At 40.1% G+C, this 18,284-nt stretch carries 21 protein-coding genes; 8 read left to right on the top strand and 13 right to left on the bottom strand.

Features of this window, described 5'->3' with window-relative positions; genetic code table 11:
• Positions 1–192: 192 nt before the first annotated feature.
• Positions 193–438, bottom strand: a complete 246-nt coding sequence (locus tag UB32_RS12185) for a hypothetical protein (RefSeq protein WP_044394164.1) — start codon at positions 436–438, stop codon at positions 193–195.
• Between the two features lie 142 nt (positions 439–580).
• Here UB32_RS12185 and pdaB point away from each other — a divergent pair, with 142 nt between their 5' ends.
• The gene (gene pdaB, locus UB32_RS12190; protein ID WP_044394166.1) at positions 581–1,333 is read left to right on the top strand and encodes a polysaccharide deacetylase family sporulation protein PdaB; all 753 of its coding nucleotides are present in this window, start codon (positions 581–583) and stop codon (positions 1,331–1,333) included.
• Between the two features lie 10 nt (positions 1,334–1,343).
• On the opposite strand, the gene UB32_RS12195 is transcribed toward pdaB, so the two are convergent.
• Entirely contained in the window at positions 1,344–2,009 is a 666-nt protein-coding gene (locus UB32_RS12195; RefSeq protein ID WP_044394168.1) for a KinB-signaling pathway activation protein, read from the bottom strand.
• 146 nt (positions 2,010–2,155) lie between these two features.
• On the opposite strand from UB32_RS12195, the gene gerD reads away from it, so the two are divergent.
• Positions 2,156–2,761, top strand: coding sequence for a spore germination lipoprotein GerD (gerD, locus tag UB32_RS12200; RefSeq protein WP_044394169.1), 606 nt, complete (start codon positions 2,156–2,158; stop codon positions 2,759–2,761).
• A gap of 159 nt (positions 2,762–2,920) precedes the next feature.
• Here the strand turns inward: gerD and UB32_RS12205 are convergent, their stop codons facing one another.
• The 6 genes from UB32_RS12205 to UB32_RS12230 all read right to left on the bottom strand — a co-directional run bounded on the left by UB32_RS12205 (position 2,921) and on the right by UB32_RS12230 (position 8,551).
• A complete protein-coding gene (locus UB32_RS12205; protein WP_044394171.1) occupies positions 2,921–3,976 on the bottom strand; it encodes an Mrp/NBP35 family ATP-binding protein in 1,056 nt (351 codons plus the stop codon).
• Between the two features lie 107 nt (positions 3,977–4,083).
• Positions 4,084–4,800 carry an N-acetylmuramoyl-L-alanine amidase CwlD gene (cwlD, locus tag UB32_RS12210; protein WP_044394172.1) on the bottom strand — a complete coding sequence of 239 codons (717 nt, stop codon included), beginning with the start codon at positions 4,798–4,800 and terminating at the stop codon, positions 4,084–4,086.
• A gap of 69 nt (positions 4,801–4,869) precedes the next feature.
• Positions 4,870–5,313, bottom strand: coding sequence for a YbaK family protein (locus UB32_RS12215; RefSeq protein ID WP_044394174.1), 444 nt, complete (start codon positions 5,311–5,313; stop codon positions 4,870–4,872).
• 98 nt (positions 5,314–5,411) lie between these two features.
• Positions 5,412–7,091, bottom strand: coding sequence for a DUF6044 family protein (locus UB32_RS12220; protein ID WP_128721540.1), 1,680 nt, complete (start codon positions 7,089–7,091; stop codon positions 5,412–5,414).
• Between the two features lie 36 nt (positions 7,092–7,127).
• Positions 7,128–7,550 (bottom strand): GtrA family protein, encoded by a 423-nt coding sequence (locus UB32_RS12225; RefSeq protein WP_044394177.1) that lies wholly within the window; start codon positions 7,548–7,550, stop codon positions 7,128–7,130.
• Entirely contained in the window at positions 7,547–8,551 is a 1,005-nt protein-coding gene (locus tag UB32_RS12230; RefSeq protein ID WP_044394179.1) for a glycosyltransferase family 2 protein, read from the bottom strand. The genes UB32_RS12225 and UB32_RS12230 overlap by 4 nt, the downstream gene beginning before the upstream one ends.
• Before the next feature lie 468 nt (positions 8,552–9,019).
• Here UB32_RS12230 and UB32_RS12235 point away from each other — a divergent pair, with 468 nt between their 5' ends.
• The 5 genes from UB32_RS12235 (at position 9,020) to UB32_RS12255 (ending at position 12,974) form a co-directional block, all read left to right on the top strand.
• On the top strand, positions 9,020–9,739 hold the full coding sequence (locus UB32_RS12235; RefSeq protein ID WP_044394181.1) for an SDR family NAD(P)-dependent oxidoreductase: 720 nt from the start codon (positions 9,020–9,022) through the stop codon (positions 9,737–9,739).
• On the top strand, positions 9,736–10,758 hold the full coding sequence (locus tag UB32_RS12240; RefSeq protein WP_044394183.1) for an S-adenosylmethionine:tRNA ribosyltransferase-isomerase: 1,023 nt from the start codon (positions 9,736–9,738) through the stop codon (positions 10,756–10,758). Before UB32_RS12235 ends, UB32_RS12240 begins: the two co-directional genes overlap by 4 nt.
• A 14-nt stretch (positions 10,759–10,772) precedes the next feature.
• A complete protein-coding gene (locus UB32_RS12245; protein WP_044394184.1) occupies positions 10,773–11,108 on the top strand; it encodes a VOC family protein in 336 nt (111 codons plus the stop codon).
• Positions 11,109–11,201: 93 nt separating this feature from the next.
• Positions 11,202–12,320, top strand: a complete 1,119-nt coding sequence (locus UB32_RS12250; RefSeq protein WP_044394186.1) for a GAF domain-containing sensor histidine kinase — start codon at positions 11,202–11,204, stop codon at positions 12,318–12,320.
• Between the two features lie 12 nt (positions 12,321–12,332).
• A complete protein-coding gene (locus UB32_RS12255) occupies positions 12,333–12,974 on the top strand; it encodes a response regulator (RefSeq protein ID WP_044394188.1) in 642 nt (213 codons plus the stop codon).
• A gap of 117 nt (positions 12,975–13,091) precedes the next feature.
• Here the strand turns inward: UB32_RS12255 and rpsI (UB32_RS20775) are convergent, their stop codons facing one another.
• From rpsI (UB32_RS20775) to UB32_RS12270, 3 genes are all read right to left on the bottom strand, one after another.
• The gene (gene rpsI / locus UB32_RS20775; protein ID WP_307192568.1) at positions 13,092–13,157 is read right to left on the bottom strand and encodes a 30S ribosomal protein S9; all 66 of its coding nucleotides are present in this window, start codon (positions 13,155–13,157) and stop codon (positions 13,092–13,094) included.
• Positions 13,158–13,620: 463 nt separating this feature from the next.
• On the bottom strand, positions 13,621–14,508 hold the full coding sequence (locus tag UB32_RS12265; protein WP_044394191.1) for a DMT family transporter: 888 nt from the start codon (positions 14,506–14,508) through the stop codon (positions 13,621–13,623).
• A 56-nt stretch (positions 14,509–14,564) separates the two neighbouring features.
• The gene (locus UB32_RS12270) at positions 14,565–15,455 is read right to left on the bottom strand and encodes an aspartyl/asparaginyl beta-hydroxylase domain-containing protein (protein ID WP_044394193.1); all 891 of its coding nucleotides are present in this window, start codon (positions 15,453–15,455) and stop codon (positions 14,565–14,567) included.
• Positions 15,456–15,645: 190 nt separating this feature from the next.
• On the opposite strand from UB32_RS12270, the gene UB32_RS12275 reads away from it, so the two are divergent.
• Positions 15,646–16,563 carry a LysR family transcriptional regulator gene (locus tag UB32_RS12275; protein ID WP_044394194.1) on the top strand — a complete coding sequence of 306 codons (918 nt, stop codon included), beginning with the start codon at positions 15,646–15,648 and terminating at the stop codon, positions 16,561–16,563.
• Between the two features lie 610 nt (positions 16,564–17,173).
• Here UB32_RS12275 and rpsI (UB32_RS12280) read toward each other — a convergent pair.
• Both rpsI (UB32_RS12280) and rplM read right to left on the bottom strand, forming a co-directional pair.
• Entirely contained in the window at positions 17,174–17,566 is a 393-nt protein-coding gene (rpsI, locus tag UB32_RS12280; RefSeq protein WP_044394195.1) for a 30S ribosomal protein S9, read from the bottom strand.
• Between the two features lie 20 nt (positions 17,567–17,586).
• Entirely contained in the window at positions 17,587–18,024 is a 438-nt protein-coding gene (gene rplM, locus UB32_RS12285; RefSeq protein WP_044394197.1) for a 50S ribosomal protein L13, read from the bottom strand.
• Positions 18,025–18,284 lie beyond the last annotated feature (260 nt).

The raw sequence follows: 18,284 nt of genomic DNA on the forward strand, positions 1-18,284 counted from the left end.
ATTGTTTGTTGACGCTTGTTTGTTTAGTTTTCAAAGAACAAATTGTGTGCGTCGCTCAGAAGCGACTTTCTTAATATATCACGCGCTCGACTTGATGTCAATCACTTTTTTAACTCGTCATTTGAGCAATTATTTGAATGGCTCAGCAGCGACGTTTATTAATATACCAGGATATACAAGATTCGTCAACAATTATTTTTTTTTAAAAATTTTATTCCTTTGATCTGTTTTTTTTGCAGGCATATATTTCAGGCATTCCTTTGGAGATGCAACTCTTTTAAATAGCGAAAACAAAATTTGATATCGTTCGCTCATTGCCCTTTTTACAAGCTGATTGATTCGTTCATCCTTCATGTCGAACAAGATTTCATCCATCTCTCTTTTGATTAAACATTCTAGCTCCTTTACTTCCATCTCATTAATCAGAACACCAAGCATAGATACACTCCTGTTCATCTCTTTTGTGGTTTTTAGTGTTAGCCATTTTATTGATTTTTATAATCGGAAATTTATTTATCATATCTTTTTCATTCTTGAATAAAAATTAGACAAGGAGTGCATGGGACGAGGTGGGGAAAAAATGAATTTCTTTTATGTGATGAATGCCAGATCGATTAAAACCGCTTTTGTCATCGTTGTCGCAGCTTTTTTTACAGCATGGTTCTTTTTCATGGAGAATATGGTCCAACTTCCTGCTTTTTCAGCCAAAGATGGGCCAAAAGCAATCTATCAAGGGGAAAAGGATTTAGCTCTTACCTTCAATATTGGCTGGGGGGACGAAAAAGCAGAACCTATCCTCGATGTCCTGGCAAAAGAAAAGGTTGGAGCGGTTACTTTCTTTCTCTCAGGCTCTTGGGCAGAAAGCCACCCAGATCTAGTCAGCAGGATAGTCAAAGAAGGATATGAAATTGGCATGCTTGGGTACAATTACAAAGATTACAGTGAGCTGGAGGACGATAAAATCAGGAGAGACATCATGATGGCACAGGAGGCCTTCAAGAAGCTAAACGTGAAAAACATTAAATTGCTTCGCGCACCTACTGGCCAATTTGACCAACGTACACTGAAAATTGCCGAGCGGCTCGGGTTTACGGTTGTCAGTTGGAGTCTTGATACGAAAGACTGGACCAATCCTGGTACTGCAGTCATTGTCGAGAATGCTTCAAAAGCAAAAAAGGGTGACATCCTTTTGATGCATGCCTCTGACTCTGCCAAGCAAACAGCTGAAGCACTGCCGCTGGTAGTAAAAAATATTAAAACGAAAAATTTAAAGATGGTTACTGTATCTGAAATGATCGCAAATGGTTCCTCTAAAACAGTAGAAGTGAAGTAACCGCCCAGTGCTAAGAATTGGGCGGTTTTTTTTGTGCTTTTTTTATTGACTTTGTTTTTGCTTCGAGCGCTTTCCTTTCCTCCATAGACTTCTGGTTTAGCTTATGAAGGACCATTAGTTGGTACGCGTTGCTGATTAATAACGGAAAAAGCATGAGATAAATCCAGCTATGCTCATTAACTCGCAGAACCGGCACCCATTCAATTACTGTCACAACAATCATAAAGAACATTGCCGGTATAAAAGCTTCTTTATTTGTTTGTTTTGCCTTCAGAATTGCAACGATCAAGCCGGCAAGCAGTACGATTGCAGCTATCCCTATGTATGGAAGGATACTATCTCCGGTTTTAGCAAATGCATTGTACCGGAGATACACAAGATCAAAAAGCACGAATGCTATCAGGATGATCTGTACGAAATTCCAATAGGATCTAAATACCCCAAGACCGAAACGATGGATTGTTAAATAAGCAAAGAAACCCATTTGGCTTAGAATGCTAAATATAAGACCAACGCCCATTAGCCATACTAAAATAGAAAGGAATTCAAGCATGTGAAATGTACTTAACAGTTGCTGGAATTCACTCCAACGGACAATAAAGCCAACCACGGCGGTCGTTACTGATCCAACAACAAGCGTGGTGAGAAACAAGTGTACCCAATTACGGCTAGTCACGGTTTTTCCCCCAAAAACGAAAATAAATGCACGATATGATTGTACCAATGTGAATTTGAAAAATCTAGCGTCGTTATTTGTGTATAACAAATTGTATTCCTACTAATCCTACCATTAGGGCTGTCTATGCGAAAGGGGAATAAGAAATGAGAAACTGGATAAGTGTGATTCTCCCCGCTTCCTTTTTATTTTTAGCTGCCGGCTGTGCTCCAACCGACTCAGGCGGGGGACAGGTTGATTATGAAGAAACAAAGAAGATGATGGTCGATATCCTGAAGACGGATGATGGGAAAAAGGCGATTCAGGAAGTGATGAGTGACGACGGGATGAAGGAAAAGTTGATTATGGATCAGCCGGTCGTAACTGATACAATTGAGAAAACTTTGACTTCAGAAAAAGGCATGGAATTCTGGAAAAAATCATTTGAGGATCCAAAATTTGCTGAAAGCATGGCAAAAAGCATGAAGCAGGAAAATGAGCAACTGTTAAAGGATCTGATGAAGGATCCGGAATATAAAGGCATGATGATCGAGGTTATGAAGGATCCGGAATTGGAAAAAGAACTGACGAATCTCCTCCAAAGCAAGGAGTATCAGAAGCATTTGCAGAAAGTCATCACCGAAACATTCGAAAGTCCGCTGTTCAAAGCCAAACTTCAGGCATTGATTGTGAAAGCAGCTGAAGAAATACCGACTCAAAAACCAGAAGGCGGAGAGAGTTCCGGTAGTTCCGGCGGAGGATCCGGGGGATAATAGCTCGGTCACCTTGACAACGCCTCCCTCCCTATAACGCCACTTCCTGGGGCTGTCGGATTTGCACTTCCTGTGCCTACCCGCCCTATAATGCCTCGTCCTGTTGGCGGGTTTACTGAAAAAAGCCTCTCCAAAACTTTGGAGAGGCTTTCCTTTTACTTATTTTTCAAGCTTTTGTACGATTTCTTGAGCAATATTCATATAGATTTTGCCAATTTTATCATCTTCCTGATAAATTGATGGAGCGAAGTCTTCTTCATTCCAGGTTGGCTGGCCTAGTGGCAGCTTGCCTAATACTTTTGTATTAAGCTCTCCTGCCAGCTTTTCACCGCCGCCTTGTCCAAAGACATACTCTTTTTCATCAGTCAGATTGCTTTCAAAGTAAGACATATTTTCAATAACGCCGAGGATTTCATGTTCGGTCTTTAATGCCATTGCACCAGCGCGCGCAGCAACAAATGCGGCTGTCGGGTGCGGAGTTGTGACGATGATTTCCTTGCATGATGGCAGCATCGTGTGGACATCCAATGCCACATCCCCTGTTCCTGGTGGCAGGTCTAATAGCAGGTAATCAAGCTCGCCCCATTCTACTTCATTGAAGAAACTGTTCAGCATTTTGCCGAGCATTGGCCCACGCCAGATAATCGGTGCATTGTCCTCGACGAAGAATCCCATCGAAATGACCTTCACGCCATGTCTCTCAACCGGAATGATTCTTTCCCCTCTTACTACTGGACGCTTCGTAATTCCCATCATATCAGGAACACTGAAGCCGTAAATATCCGCGTCAACTATTCCCACTTTTTTGCCCAAACGCGCGAGTGATACAGCAAGGTTAACAGAAACGGTTGATTTCCCTACTCCACCTTTCCCGCTGGCGATCGCAATAAAGGTTGTTTTGCTGTTTGGAGACAGCAGGCTCGCATCTTCTTCCGGCGCAGATGCCTGGAATTTTGCTAAAGTTTCCGCAGGTAGCTCAAAGAACCGCAAGCCGACGGAATCTGCTCCAGCATTTTTTAAAATATGAACGATTTCTGTTTGCAGCTGCAGCTGTTCTGCCGTGCCCGTTTTCGCAATGCCTATTTTAACGCTTACATGATTCTTTTCTTCTTTGATCTTTATTTCCTCGATGGCATGGAGCTCTTCGAGAGTTTTATGTAAAAATGGATCCTTAAGGGCTTTTAGGCTTTCTCGTGCTTTCGCTTCCGTTATCATTCTGACACCTTCCTTTATAAAATTTATCTCCATTTTAGTATAACATAGAGAGAAAATTACGAAGTGTTAAACCTATCACACCTAATGATTTTTTCCGAAGAATCGTGTCATTTTTCCCAAAATTTTTGTTCATTTGTAAAATACCGGAGGATTCCTTGATAGATAGATGCTGCAACTTTTTCCTGGTATGCCTCTTGTTTGAGATTTGCTGCTTCGTCTGGATTGGACAAGAAACCAATTTCGACAAGCACTCCCGGCTTATTTGTATGTTTCAGCATGTAAAGACTGTTTGCTTCTTTTGCATCCCGGTCCGTGTTTTCTAGGCTGCGGCGCAATTCGTCCTGAATTAGCTTGGCTGCTCGTTTGTTTTCTTTGTATTTGGTGGAGTAAAAAGTCTGCGCACCTCTCCACTTTGACGATGGGATCGCATTTAAATGAATCGACGCAAAAAAATCGGCTTCTGAATCATTGATCAAAGTGAGACGCCTTGTTAAATCCTGGACCTTTCGTTTGCTATAACCTTTAAGGCCCCTATCCGCAAGGTCGACGTCTGTCTCACGCGTCATGATGACAAGCGCACCTTGCTGCTGAAGGTAATCCCGCAGCTTGAGGGATACATTTAGCGCAATTTCTTTTTCAAAAGGATCTTCCTCCCCAGCTCCCGGGTCGACTCCTCCATGCCCCGGATCTAGATAGATAATTTTTCCCGACAGCGGCAGGTTCCAGGATTCCCATGAATCATTTTCGGTAAAATCATACTGCAATATGAGGAACAGCACAGCAAGGCCGGCTGCAAATAAGCCAATTTTAAGTTTCTTTCGCATGTTCTAAACCATCCTTCCAACCCTAATAGTAAACTATATGGGACAGGCAGACGGTTTAGAACTATGCAGTTAATGCAGTCTTAGTTTGTATTTCTTTTCACCCTTCATGAAGCCATCTCGCCACCAGCTGTCGATATACTGTTCACAAAGGTAGTAAAGCTCTTCTGAGCCAATCGCCTCTTCTCCCTTTCCCCAAAACAGGAAAAAGTTATAAAGAGTATCGATCAAATGCCGCTCTTCTTTTTCTGAGCGAGGCTTCACCGTTTCGATTGTCTCGCCAAAATAACCAAAGCGACTGAATTTGGCGCCAAGTAAATACGCCTCGATTGCTACATCATAACAAGCTTCCTCGATTCCTGAGTTCATAATCAGGTTGGAGGTTAGCCTCGAAGATCCAAAATATTGCTTCACCCTGGATTGCAGGTTGGTAATGGTTAGTTCACGGAGCATCGAACGCTCATATTTCACTTGTTTTTGCTTTCTTTTGTCTATAAAGGACGTTACGACGTTCAAAGTATTCTCACCCCTTAGGAGTAGTGTTCAACCTGCGGGGTCGTGTAATGCAACCAGAATGGACGATTCCTTTTCCAGTTTTCACAGTCGTTTACTGATTATATAACCTTATATAAGTAAATTTTCCAATAAGCGTCATTTGTTTGAAAAATCCTTTGCAAATCAAGCTGATTTTCTTGAGCATTTTCAATTGGAACTGCGGACAGAATATACTCTCCACCCATCTGTTTAAAGGCTTCCATATCTAAATTTAAGTTCTGAATAACCTTGGTTGAATCCTTGGAAAACATATAATGTTTCCCTAATTCATCGACAAAAATATAACTCCTGCCACCCCATTGATCAAAATACTTCGCCAACGTTTTATTTTTGGCTAATTCTGGGGCGATGATTTTCCGAAACTGGTGTTTATAGGATAATGGATAAAAATTATTGTACGTATCCAAGGTATAAAATCCATTGTACTGCGCAATAGCAGGATGTAAACCAATGCTTGCCACCCGGTAGTCCTGAACAGGTCTCCCGATAAACTTCTTGATCTCAGTAAATTCTTGTACCGCATAAAATTCTCCAAAGGAAGGCGAATGACGATACCATATTTGTTCGTTTGAAGGAATTAATACCCCGATCTGAAGCACCGCAAAAACAACCGCTGCGATGCGCCATTTTTTTTGATATCGCCATAAGATTTGGAGGGAAACGGCAAATAATATGTAAATAATCATCGGTCTTAAATAATGATAGCGGGAAAAATTGAATGTGTTTAAAATACCAATACTTTGCTTCAACGGCGCCCAGCCTTCGTACCACCAAAAGGCATACCAAACGGATAGCAAAAAATTGGTTATATGCAATCCAATAAATAATTTCTCTTGCCTAAAGCTTTTTTGTAAAATTACAATCACAAGCGCAAGCAAAGACACCGGCAGGATGATAAATTCAAAAACAGTTTGATCCTGATTATGACCAATAATGTAATTTTTAAAAATAAGCCGGATCGTTCGAAAAAAGGAATTATTGGACCCGAAAAACTCCGACCGATTAGTCTGTTCATGGGAAAAAACAAGAGCAGCAAGGTCTCGATATTCAATTGCTAAATAAATAACCGTCATGTAGGCAGTGGCAATAAACATTCGCCACTGTGGTTTTTTAACCCGGATCACATCGACTAGCCAAAATACCCCCATCGCACTCAAGAAAAAGAAAAAGCCCAACATAAAAGTCGAATAGAATGGCAAAAGAGTAATGGTGACAATACTTACAAACGTTTGTTGCCGGTTGCGAATGTTCAAGAAAGCCCACAAAGCTAATGGCATTCCCAATGTACTTAACATTCCATTTGGCCAGAAAGGAGTCAATGCAAAGGTTAAGGCCGCAACAATTCGGATGAATCCATCACTTTCTTGTTTGATCACATATTTTTTTAATAATAAATACATTCCTAAAAAGGCGAAAAACCGAGAAATCAATTGGTTAAGCCCATAGGCAATTACAGGAGGAAAGAAGCGAAATAATTCGACAATTCCGTACCATTCCGAGTAATAGGCATTTCTTGATAAATGCCCATTAATGATTTGCGGAATATTCGCCTGAACAGAACCAAATAACTGACCACTTTCGTTCAAAACCTTATACCAGGCGATATTCGAATCCAAATTATCATGAATTCGCATATGAGCTTGATCACCAAGAATAAAATAGGGGGCAACCCAAAGACCAATGATCAAAATACTTATGTAAAAATACACTCTTTCATTTAGTAAAGCAGTTTTTTTCATATTTTCCATTCCTTTTTACGAATAAACACTGGACTGTTAAGCCAGTGTTTTTATGTGCTTTTTTTGTGGAAAAACAAGAAATTTTTGCAATGTATAATTTAATAAAGTATATAAAACCGTACTGAATAAAATCGCAATATCGGATAATGTAGCAGTTGAAAAAGCTTCGGTAGGTGCCAACATCCAATACACAGCTTGCTTTCCTATATAAAATGATAGGAAATAACAGCTTAGAATAACAATAATAAAGCGAATCAAACTTTTCGGCACATTGGTATTGCTTTTAAACGTGAAATTCCGATTAAAATAATAACTCACACTTGCTCCAGCTGCATTTCCTAAAAAGGTTGCCTCCCAATAAGAAAGTCCAAACAAATGAAACAGTACAAACATTACAGATAAACCAACAACGGTATTGCCAACTCCTACTATAATAAAGCGAATAAAAGTGCCATTCATTTTCCCACCGACTTCAAAAGAACTCCTAAACTCTGTTTGCCTTGATTCTTATTTGAAAACGCGTCCACTTCAATCGCATACCTGGGACGTTGTTTGACCTCTCGATATATTTTTCCAATATACTCGCCAATAATTCCTATCCCCAAAAGTTGTAGCCCCCCAACAAACCAGATTGAGATGATTATCGAGGTCCATCCTGATTCAGTATGTCCAACTATTTGTTGAAAAATGGCATACCCTCCAGCAATAGCACTAATAACCACCGACAGAAAGCCTAATAAGGTCACAAAGCGAATTGGCGTAACACTAAAGGAAGTAATTCCGTCAAATGCAAAGGCAATCATCTTTTTCAAAGGGTACTTCGATTCCCCAGCAAGCCGTTCTTTTCGGTCATAGTAAACCTTTGTTGACGGAAAGCCAACAAGTGGAATGAGTCCCCGAAGAAACAAATTTGCTTCCTTATATTTGAATAGTTCATCTAATGCTCGTTTGCTCATCAACCGAAAATCGGCATGATTGGGGATCAGATTAATTCCAATTCGATTCATAAACCGATAAAACCCTAATGCCGTGGACCGTTTAAAAACTGTATCAGTATCTCGTTTGTCCCTTACTCCATAAACAACATCAAAGCCTGCCTTATATTTCTCCACAAACGTCCGAATGACATTCCAATCATCCTGAAGATCGGCATCAATGGATACTACGCAATCTGATTGTTGATTCGCTATTTCAAGGCCTGCTAGGAGGGCATTCTGATGTCCAACATTTTTTGCTAATTTCAAGCCTTTAGAGAATGGACGATTCTCCATTTCCTGTTCTATTAACGACCATGTTCGGTCCTTACTTCCATCATCTACAAAGAGGATTTTGCTGTCCTCCGATATTAGACTATCTTCAAGTAAACTTGCTAACAATCCCGATAATTGTTTCGCGGTTTCTGGTAAAACTTCTTCCTCGTTATAACACGGAACGACAATTGTTAAGATAGGCCGACTCATTGCAAAAACTCTCCCTCATTATCCATATTGATATCCTTTTACCTGTTCCCATTTTCATTGATGATGTAACCAAAAAACGGTAGGGTAAGTTTGAATAGTGCTATAGCTAGATATCCATTATGTAAAAAATAACAAATCAGCATGAAAATTAGCTGTTAAATACATGAAAGAATTTTCATCAAAGCAAAAAACTCTTATCAAGATCAAGCTTGATAAGAGTTTATAGATTTATGGTATTGCAATAAACGGTTATCATATAAGTACTCACCGAATATAACTCCAGCAATATTCCATGAACCATGCAAAGGAGTATTCTCTTCTGACTCATTTTCATTTAAAAATAAAAAATCCTATATCCATCTTTTCTCATCCAAAAGTTGTAGGAAAAGTTCAAGCTTTCTGCTGAGGGAAATTTTGTTAATTCCTTTTATGCTTAATACAACAAGCCAATAAGGAGAGATGCTGAACATGAATAAAAAAGTCGTAATGATTACTGGTGCTTCCAAAGGCCTAGGAAAAGCATTAACAATGGCATTTGCGAAGGAAGGAGCAAGACTTGCCATCTGCTCAAGATCCGAGAAAAGCCTAGAAAAAGTAAAACAAGAAGCCGAGGGTTTAGGTGCTGAAGTATTGGCGATTCGAGCAGATGTATCACAACCAAGGGATGTGGAACGTTTCGTAGCCTTAACCCAGGAAGTATATGGACAGATCGATGTGCTGGTTAATAATGCTTCCGTATTAGGCCCTAGTCCAATGCCCCTGCTTCTGGATTATCCTGAAGAGGATTTTGCAGAGGTGTTAAGAGTCAATGTAGTCTCCGCATTTCTAGTCAGCCAGAGAGTCATCCCTATCATGCTCGAGCGTAATGAAGGTTCCATAATCAATGTGACTTCTGAAGCTGGCCATGTTGGCTATGCAGGCTGGGGAGCATATGGAGTTTCAAAATTTGCTGTAGAAGGACTCACTCAAACATGGGCAGATGAGTTAAGTGCTACCAATGTTCGTGTAAATATGGTCGACCCAGGTGAAATGGACACGGAGATGCATCAGCTAGCTATTCTTGATTGCGATTACCCTTTGGCAAAACCTGAGGATGTGGTGGACATCTTTCTTCATTTAGCATCGGGTAAGGCCAAAGGGATAAATGGCCAGCGCTTTGAGGCTCAATCAGAGGAGGGATTGGAATGAAAGCAGGTGTAATGGATTTTTATCTGCCTGAAAATCTAAATGCGAACCTTCCTCCGGAAAAAAGAGGCCTAAAAAGAGATCAAGTAAGGTTGATGACGCTAAGCAGAAAAACCGGTGAAATCCAACATGATCGTTTTGATCACCTTCCGTATTTTCTTCAGCCTGGAGATTTAATCATTTTAAATAACAGCCGTACTATCCCTGCTTCGCTACAAGGAGACTGCATCAGGGAAGGTGTTCAAATTTTACCAAGAGTGGAAATCCGTTTAGCCAGACGGATTTTCGATGACACGTGGGACGCCCTCATCATAGCGAACTCTGTCAGGATGGGGGATGTTCTGCACTTCTCAGAAAAATTGACTGCTACCGTGATCGCCGAGATCGACACATCCCCGTTAAAGACGATTAAATTCAATAAAGGCGGGAGTGAGTTATTAAATCTTATCTATGTTCTTGGTGCCCCAATCCGGTATGAATACATCGAACAACCATGGGACTTGAATTATTATCAAAATGTCTTTGCCACCCACCCTGGTTCTGTTGAAATGCCATCTGCCGGCAGAGCCTTTAGCTGGGAGCTGCTATTTGATTTGAAGAAGAAAGGCATTCAAGTTGATTTTATTCAATTGCATACGGGTCTGAGCTATCTGCTTGAGGATCATGTGGACCCAAAAGAAAATCCAGAGGAGTATCACATACGACAACATACAATGGAACAGATTTTAAAGGCTCATTCTTCCGGCAAAAAAGTCATCGCGGTTGGAACGACAGTCGTCCGTGCTCTCGAAAGTGCAGCGAGAAATGAGGAACTCTCAGGTGCTACCAATTTATATATTGATCAAGAGTCTTCTCTAAAAATAGTAGACGGAATCATTACTGGATTTCACGAGCCAAGAGCTAGCCATTTGGATATGCTGACTGCCTTTTTACCAAAACATCACTTGTTTCATGCCTATCAACAGGCAATTCACGAAGGCTATTTATGGCACGAGTTTGGCGATATGAACCTGATCATATAAGGAGGGAATATTTTATGCGGCTTCATCATTATGGTTTGGAAGTCACCAATCTTGAAGAGTCGATAAACTTTTACACAGACTTATTGGGGTTAGAACTGGAAAGCAGGCATTCTTTTCTCGGGGAAGAGATTGCGTTGCTAGCATCGGGGCATTTTAGACTTGAATTGGTTTGTCATTCACAGAGCACAAACACTACTCATCTATGTTTTGAAACTTCCGACCTTCAGCAAGTGATTAAGACTTTAGGTTCAAACCAGATAGCAGAAGGACCTTATAAACTGGATAACGGGTGGCAAACTGTCTTTTATGAAGGACCTGATCAGGAACTAATCGAATTTTTACAGGTGTGATCTTCACACAAATCATGCACAGTTTTTAACACCTTACAATGAAAATTGAGCTATAATGACATTAGATAACAGGACGGTGAAGGAGATGCTGGCATGACTAAGGAAGCGCAATTTGAAGAAAACGGCATCTTGAAAGAAATTGCAGAACTGTTAAACGAAGGCACAGATACGAAGACCATGCTATCAGATGTCCTGAAAAGGCTTTTGTATGTGACAGGACTTGAAACAGGCTGGATTTTTCTCATTGATGTTGACGGAAACCACGAACTTATAGCAGATTTCGCTCTTCCACCTGCTTTGGCAATGAATCAGAAGGAAAGAATGTGTCACGGTAAGTGCTGGTGTGTGAATAAATACAATAACCATACCTTAAATAAAGCTACGAATATCATTGAGTGTAAGCGAATTGAAGATGCACTTGACGATGGTGCTGGGGAAACCTGGGGATTAACCCATCACGCTACAGTCCCCCTCCGCGCAGGAAACGAACGGTTCGGTTTATTGAATGTGGGTTCACCTAACAAAACACATTTTCATAAGAATGAGCTTGCCCTGCTCGAAGCGATTGCCTACCAGGTCGGTACAGCATTAAAACGCATCAACCTCACTCAGCGGGAACAAGAAATAGCGCTGGTTGCTGAAAGAAACCGGCTTGCCCGAGACCTGCATGATTCGGTGAACCAGCTATTGTTCTCTCTCAGCCTGACCGCCAGAGCTGGAATGGAAATGACAGAAGATGAAGAAGTGAAACAAACATTCAGCTACATGCAGGACTTGACCCAGGAAGCACTTGGGGAGATGAGATCCCTTATTTGGCAGTTGAAACCGCGGGGTCTTGAGAATGGACTCGTCAGCGCACTAAAAGGTTATGGGGAAATGCTTGGCATGAAAGTGGAGGCTAAGGTGACAGGAGCGACCAGCATACCAGGAAATATAGAGGAAGCTATATGGCGAATTGGACAAGAAGCGATTGCCAATTGTAAAAAACATTCCGGCGCCGCTGATGTATTTTTATCCCTTCACACTTCTTGGAACGAGACCATTTTAACCATTAAAGATAAGGGCTGCGGTTTTCATTATAATGAAAACCTTTCGATTCCTTCATTAGGTTTAAAGAATATGAAAGCAAGGACAGAAGCACTGAATGGCCTATTCCGATTGCAAAGTCAATTGGGAAATGGAACCGAAATCAAGATAACCATTCCACTCTAGGGGGAGAATACATTGACTATACGCATATTAATCGCAGATGACCATCATGTCGTCCGAAGAGGCCTCGTATTCTTTCTTAAAACTCAACAAGACCTTGAAATTATCGGAGAAGCGGCAAATGGAAGAAAAGCAGTTGAAATGGCAAAGGAGCTCAAGCCTGATATTATCTTGATGGACTTAGCCATGCCTGACATGGATGGTATTGAAGCTACGAAGATTATTAAAGAAGAAGTGCCCAGCATTAAAATCATGATTCTCACCAGTTTCTCTGACCAGGACCATGTCATCCCCGCACTAGAAGCAGGTGCCTCCGGATTCCAATTGAAAGATATCCAGCCTGATGAACTCGTTTTATCCATAAAGAAAATGGTCAATGGAGAGAATCAGCTTCATCCGAAAGCCACATCCCATTTATTAGCCAATTTATCTCACGGCAGCAATCCGAAAAAAAGCTTACTAGATGAATTAACGAAACGAGAACTGGATGTCATAAAAGAAATCGCTAAAGGAAAGAGCAATAAAGAAATTGCCGCCTCCTTGTATATTACGGAAAAAACAGTAAAGACTCATGTATCTAACTTACTGGGGAAACTCGAGCTGGCTGATCGAACACAGGCTGCGCTTTTTGCAGTGAAAAATAAATTGGTGGAATAAGAAGGACGAAAAAAACTGTGAAAAGAAGATTAATCACCTGTCTGCATTGGACAACGTATAAATGAGAAATAAAAAAGCCCCACCAAATTGGTCGGGAGCTTTTTATTGCGCCAAAAATTAACGCTTTGAGAACTGAGGAGCTTTACGAGCGCCTTTAAGACCGTATTTCTTACGTTCTTTCAAAGGCGGGTTTATTTACCGTTATATGGAAGTTGATAAACCGATTTAATTCAACGTTTTTCCCTTTTAGGGTTTTCTTATCGAGGGTAAATTAGAGGACGAGCGATTGCCTTATTTTGTTCGTTTGTTTGGAATTAAAGACTCATTTATCTGCGTCGACGGCAACAAGCGGGTGAAAGCAATGGCTGAACGAGGGGATCAAGATTTCAGGGGGTATGTGTTTTACCCGGAACATGTGGAACGCGCCTTTTTTGGCCCCCATTCCAGACACAAGGAACCATTTTCATACTGGTGAGTCGACCAATGCATCCCCTCCTCCAGATGATGGAAAACGGGAATGAACAAGACATTATCGGAGTCACCCAAATGCATCTCTGTCGATAACTTTCGCATAAAAATGTTGGAACCCATCTAAGAGACGGGTTTCCATTTTTCATCTATTTTAGTTTAAGCACGGTGATGATTTTCAGGTGAACTTTCCCTCTTTATTAACAAGGAATAATCCAATTATAATTAGAATCATTCCAGAAATCGTCATTAATTCTAGAGTGTTTTTAAAAACAAAGTAATCTAGAATAGCTGTTACTGGCGGGACAGAATACAATAAACTTGTCACGTTAGTAAGGTTGCCGTTTTGAATCATATAATAAAGAAGAATCGTTGCGCCAACGGATATTACCAGCACCATCCATCCGAGTGATACTGTAAACATAGCTGTCCATTCTATGGATTGTTTCGTAACAATTGTGAGAATAAAGAGGACAATCGCAGCTCCGCTATATTGAATGGCCATGTTCGAAGGTTGACTGAGTTGTATATGTTTTTGTAAGAGTGTTCCTATGGTTATGCTTATAAGTGAAAAGAAGGCGCTGACAATACCTACAAAGCTGAACGTATTGATCGCAATACTATCCGCAACAACTAAAATAAGGCCAATAATTCCTAAAGATAACCCCATCCATTGAATCTCATGGCTTTTTTCTTTTGAAACCATTGTCGTAATAATGGGTTGGGCTCCTAAAAATATGGTCAAGACGCCTGGGGAAATATGATTATCAAGGGCAAGGAAATAAAAAATCTGATAGCCGGCCTGCATACATAATCCGGTCAGTAAAATATAAGCCCATTCATTCTTTTTTTTAGGGATTTCGGTTTTTAAATATAAAACAACTCCCCAAAAAATGAAAGCTGATAGAAAAAGTCTTAGGAACAGAAAAATAAAAGGATCAGCATAACGAAGTCCTAATTCAACGAAAATAGCCCCACTGCTCCACATGATAACAAAAGTATACGGGATGGTTTTTTTCCTTCTTTCTATTTTATGAGGTTTTTCTAGTCCAATTGTATTTCTCATGGTAAGACCCCCCTATCAAAAAAGCCCTTGGTTTTCACTAAAAGCCTTGTGTTTTTTTAAACTTTTAACGGGCTTGGCCATTCAGCCATCGAAAAACGTTCTTTTAGATCGCGCTTTTCGATTAAATATTTTCGCAATGATATTGCTTTTTCATAAATTGCGTCATCACCGGAAGCTTCTGCAATTTTTACTAAAACATCATAGCAGGAAGTAATCGGTACATTTTTATAGAAATGTATTTTCGATAATAGAAAAACGATGTCCTTAAAATTGTATCTGGAAATTACGTTAGACAATGAACGAATCAAGTCTGCTTCAAAATTCTCTGGAACATCTTGTCGCGGAACAATATAAGGGCTTACGTTAGGATTGTATGTATCCTTTTTGACGAAAATATCTTCAGGACTAAATTCGCCGGGAAAAGCATAATCCAAGCAGAGGAAGATCCGGCTGTCACTAGAAAAGTTTACCGCTGCATGAATGATGGCTGCATCCAAAAACCAAACTTCACCTTTTCTCATTTTAAAAACGTTTTCCTCGTCTGAATGGAAGGCCAATTCATTGTCTTCTAAAGGGACAAATACACGGAAATATTGTGATTTTTCCTTTGTTAATTCGACAAAATCTTTATGAGGAATTACCATGCCATCTACTAAATTACGAGTTCTTACCATTTTTAAGTTATCAAAAGTGAAATTTTCCTTAATGAGTTCATCCACATATGCTAACTTTTGACCATATTCTGTTTGCTGGATCGCATGGTCATAATCACGATACATAGTGTCGTTCTTATCATCGGTTGCATTCCAGAGCGAGCAGTTTTGCCAAAATCCTGTTCCAAATTCATCATATTCTTCTTCGATTTTCGGAAATGAATCATGAATTTTCAGATCTTTTTTTAACTTTTCGTGATCGATGTCAATTTTTCCCAGAATATAAGATGACATTATGCATCCCCCTTAATTTTGATTGATGGAAGAACAGTTGCCGGCAAGTTTACCATCATTTGAAAAAGATAAAAGTGATCCTAGGCCCCATTTTTTACCTGATTTCATTATATAATGGTGATATTGTTTAATAAAAATTGATATTTTGAAATATAATAATCGATATTTTTGAAGGAAGGGGTATGTGGAAATGGAAATACGCTATTTACAAACGTTTAAAGCCATCGTGGATTTAGGCAGTTTTACAAAAGCTGCGGAATTTTTGGGATATGCCCAATCAACTATTACCTTTCATATTAAGTCAATTGAAGATGAGTTGGGCCGCCCGGTTTTCGATCGTATTGGAAAAAAAGTGTTCCTGACTGAAACTGGACACCTCTTAATGCCCCATGTTATAAAGATGCTTTGCATTTATAAGGATTTAAAAGATGTCACAATGACCTGTGAAGATATGAAAGGCGAATTAGTGATTTCTGCACCGGAAGCATTGTTAATTTATAGGCTCCCCGCGGTTATTAAAGAATTTAAAGAAACCTATCCAAATATAGACCTTAAATTAAAACACTTGGACCCTTCTAGATTAAAAATGGATTTATCTCAGGGCGATGTCGATTTAGCTTTTATTGTAGATGAGGAGAGGAAAGAAGAAGGAATTTATTTTGAAAAATTGGTGAAGGAGCCCATGATGTTTATTTCGCATGATTATATACCTTTATATGAAAAAGGCTCCCTAAAAGATAAAGTTCCTCTTTTTACAGAAAAGGGATGTGGCTATAGGACTCTCTTTGAAAAATTGATAGAGCAAAATATAAGCCATAAGGATTCCGTAGTAAATAAAGGAATGGAATTTTGGAGTATAGAAGCTTTAAAAGAATGCGTTGTATGTGGTCTTGGCATTGGAGTATTGCCGTACATTGTAGTGAAAAGAGAAATGAATCAATCGAATCTGTTTGCGCAAGAGATTAAGGAAAGCACGCTTTCCACTTATTTGGCGTATCACAATGAAAAGTGGGTATCCCCTTCTTTAAATGCATTTCTTAATACCATAAGAAAATATGCTGGAGAATGGGAAAAGGAAACATTCAATATATCAAAAGTGATCTCGTGAAAAAGCCTTATCTACCCGAATTTTTCAATACACCTGAATGCCTGGGTTCCCCTTTGTCGAACACTTTTTCCCCTAACATGCCTTATAGGGGAAGCCGCATTGGTCGGACGTGGACTTCCAACATAAGTCAATCAGCTTAAAAAAGACCTTGATTCACACGAGCGGAAAAAAACAACTACAGACATCAAAAACAAAGACCCCTCATCGTGTGGTTAGCGTAGATGATGAAACACTCGCGAATCTTAAAGAAATGGCGTAGCAGGCAAATACAGCGCTATTTGAAGTTAGAACTCGCTGCTCCTTTTCAATCTAATAATAAGCAACCCATCTTTACGGTCTATATATCTAAAGAACCCGGAGCTACCCCAAAAAATGTTCACGCCATCCGGCATACACAGCCAGTTTGTTGTTTGCAGCTTGTGCTTCCATCAAAGATGTACAAGCCCGCCTAGGCCATACAGATATTCAAACCACGATGGATATTTACACTCATGTGACCGATGAAGCGAAGGAGAAAACAGCTCAGGTTATTCAATTCCAAATTTGGACATGAAAAAGCCCTCCCTGCTCATAAGAGCATAGAGGGCAAAGCCTTGATATATAAGGCTTATTAACGCTTTGAGAACTGTGGAGCTTTACGAGCGCCTTTAAGTCCGTATTTCTTACGTTCTTTCATACGAGCGTCACGAGTTAGAAGTCCTTCACGCTTTAATGTCGGACGATATTCTGGGTCAACTTGCAGTAACGCACGAGCGATACCGTGACGGATTGCACCAGCCTGACCAGTGTAGCCACCGCCATTTACGTTAACGTGGATATCGTAGCTTCCTAAAGTTTCAGTAGCAACAAGCGGCTGCTTAACTACTTCACGTAGGGCTGCGAATGGGATATAATCTTCAATTTCACGATCATTGATTGTAATTTTTCCAGTGCCTGGTACTAAACGAACTCGCGCTACGGAGCTCTTACGACGACCGGTACCGATATATTGAACCTGTGCCAAGTTAATTACCTCCTTTATAATTATCCGCGAAGTTCGTAAACTTCTGGTTGTTGTGCTTGATGCACATGCTCATTGCCAGCATATACATGAAGCTTTCTAAACATTTGGCGTCCAAGAGAATTCTTTGGAAGCATGCCTTTGATTGCAAGTTCAAGCATCTTTTCAGCGTAGTTTGTACGCATTTCAAGAGCAGTTCTTTGCTTCAATCCACCTGGGTGCATCGTGTGGCGGTAGTAGATTTTGTCCGTTAATTTCTTGCCTGTAAGTTCGATCTTCGATGCATTGATGATGATTACATGATCACCAGTGTCAACATTTGGTGTGAAAGTTGGTTTATGTTTACCACGCAGAATTGCTGCTACTTCAGTAGAAAGGCGACCAAGAGTCTTGCCTGCAGCATCAACTACGTACCATTTACGTTCGATATTGTTGGCATTTGCCATAAACGTTGTACGCATGAGTTTCCCTCCTAAATAGTCAAAAAAAAATCAAGTTCATAATTGGTATATTTTCAAACACGATGAAGCTCTTCCGGGGCTGATCGTGGGTTTAAAATACATACATATGATATTTTAACCTGTGGTTGAAAAATTGTCAACACCAGGATTAGTTGTCCTATGATTTTATTATCAATTGAATGGTTCCTTTTGAGACTCCCACCCCTAAAGGGGCAAGCCCTAAACCTTACGGTTTAATCGAGTGGGATTCTTGAATGACT

Origin of the sequence: Mesobacillus subterraneus (assembly GCF_000934845.1) — a bacterium.
GTDB lineage: Bacteria > Bacillota > Bacilli > Bacillales > Cytobacillaceae > Mesobacillus > Mesobacillus stamsii.

Bases quoted from the DNA above. Each gene is read 5' to 3' on its own strand.
- UB32_RS12185 (WP_044394164.1), bottom strand. From the start codon at position 438: ATGCTTGGTGTTCTGATTAATGAGATGGAAGTAAAGGAGCTAGAATGT.
- pdaB (WP_044394166.1), top strand. From the start codon at position 581: ATGAATTTCTTTTATGTGATGAATGCCAGATCGATTAAAACCGCTTTT.
- gerD (WP_044394169.1), top strand. From the start codon at position 2,156: ATGAGAAACTGGATAAGTGTGATTCTCCCCGCTTCCTTTTTATTTTTA.
- UB32_RS12205 (WP_044394171.1), bottom strand. From the start codon at position 3,976: ATGATAACGGAAGCGAAAGCACGAGAAAGCCTAAAAGCCCTTAAGGAT.
- cwlD (WP_044394172.1), bottom strand. From the start codon at position 4,800: ATGCGAAAGAAACTTAAAATTGGCTTATTTGCAGCCGGCCTTGCTGTG.
- UB32_RS12220 (WP_128721540.1), bottom strand. From the start codon at position 7,091: ATGAAAAAAACTGCTTTACTAAATGAAAGAGTGTATTTTTACATAAGT.
- UB32_RS12225 (WP_044394177.1), bottom strand. From the start codon at position 7,550: ATGAATGGCACTTTTATTCGCTTTATTATAGTAGGAGTTGGCAATACC.
- UB32_RS12230 (WP_044394179.1), bottom strand. From the start codon at position 8,551: ATGAGTCGGCCTATCTTAACAATTGTCGTTCCGTGTTATAACGAGGAA.
- UB32_RS12235 (WP_044394181.1), top strand. From the start codon at position 9,020: ATGAATAAAAAAGTCGTAATGATTACTGGTGCTTCCAAAGGCCTAGGA.
- UB32_RS12240 (WP_044394183.1), top strand. From the start codon at position 9,736: ATGAAAGCAGGTGTAATGGATTTTTATCTGCCTGAAAATCTAAATGCG.
- UB32_RS12245 (WP_044394184.1), top strand. From the start codon at position 10,773: ATGCGGCTTCATCATTATGGTTTGGAAGTCACCAATCTTGAAGAGTCG.
- UB32_RS12250 (WP_044394186.1), top strand. From the start codon at position 11,202: ATGACTAAGGAAGCGCAATTTGAAGAAAACGGCATCTTGAAAGAAATT.
- UB32_RS12265 (WP_044394191.1), bottom strand. From the start codon at position 14,508: ATGAGAAATACAATTGGACTAGAAAAACCTCATAAAATAGAAAGAAGG.
- UB32_RS12270 (WP_044394193.1), bottom strand. From the start codon at position 15,455: ATGTCATCTTATATTCTGGGAAAAATTGACATCGATCACGAAAAGTTA.
- UB32_RS12275 (WP_044394194.1), top strand. From the start codon at position 15,646: ATGGAAATACGCTATTTACAAACGTTTAAAGCCATCGTGGATTTAGGC.
- rplM (WP_044394197.1), bottom strand. From the start codon at position 18,024: ATGCGTACAACGTTTATGGCAAATGCCAACAATATCGAACGTAAATGG.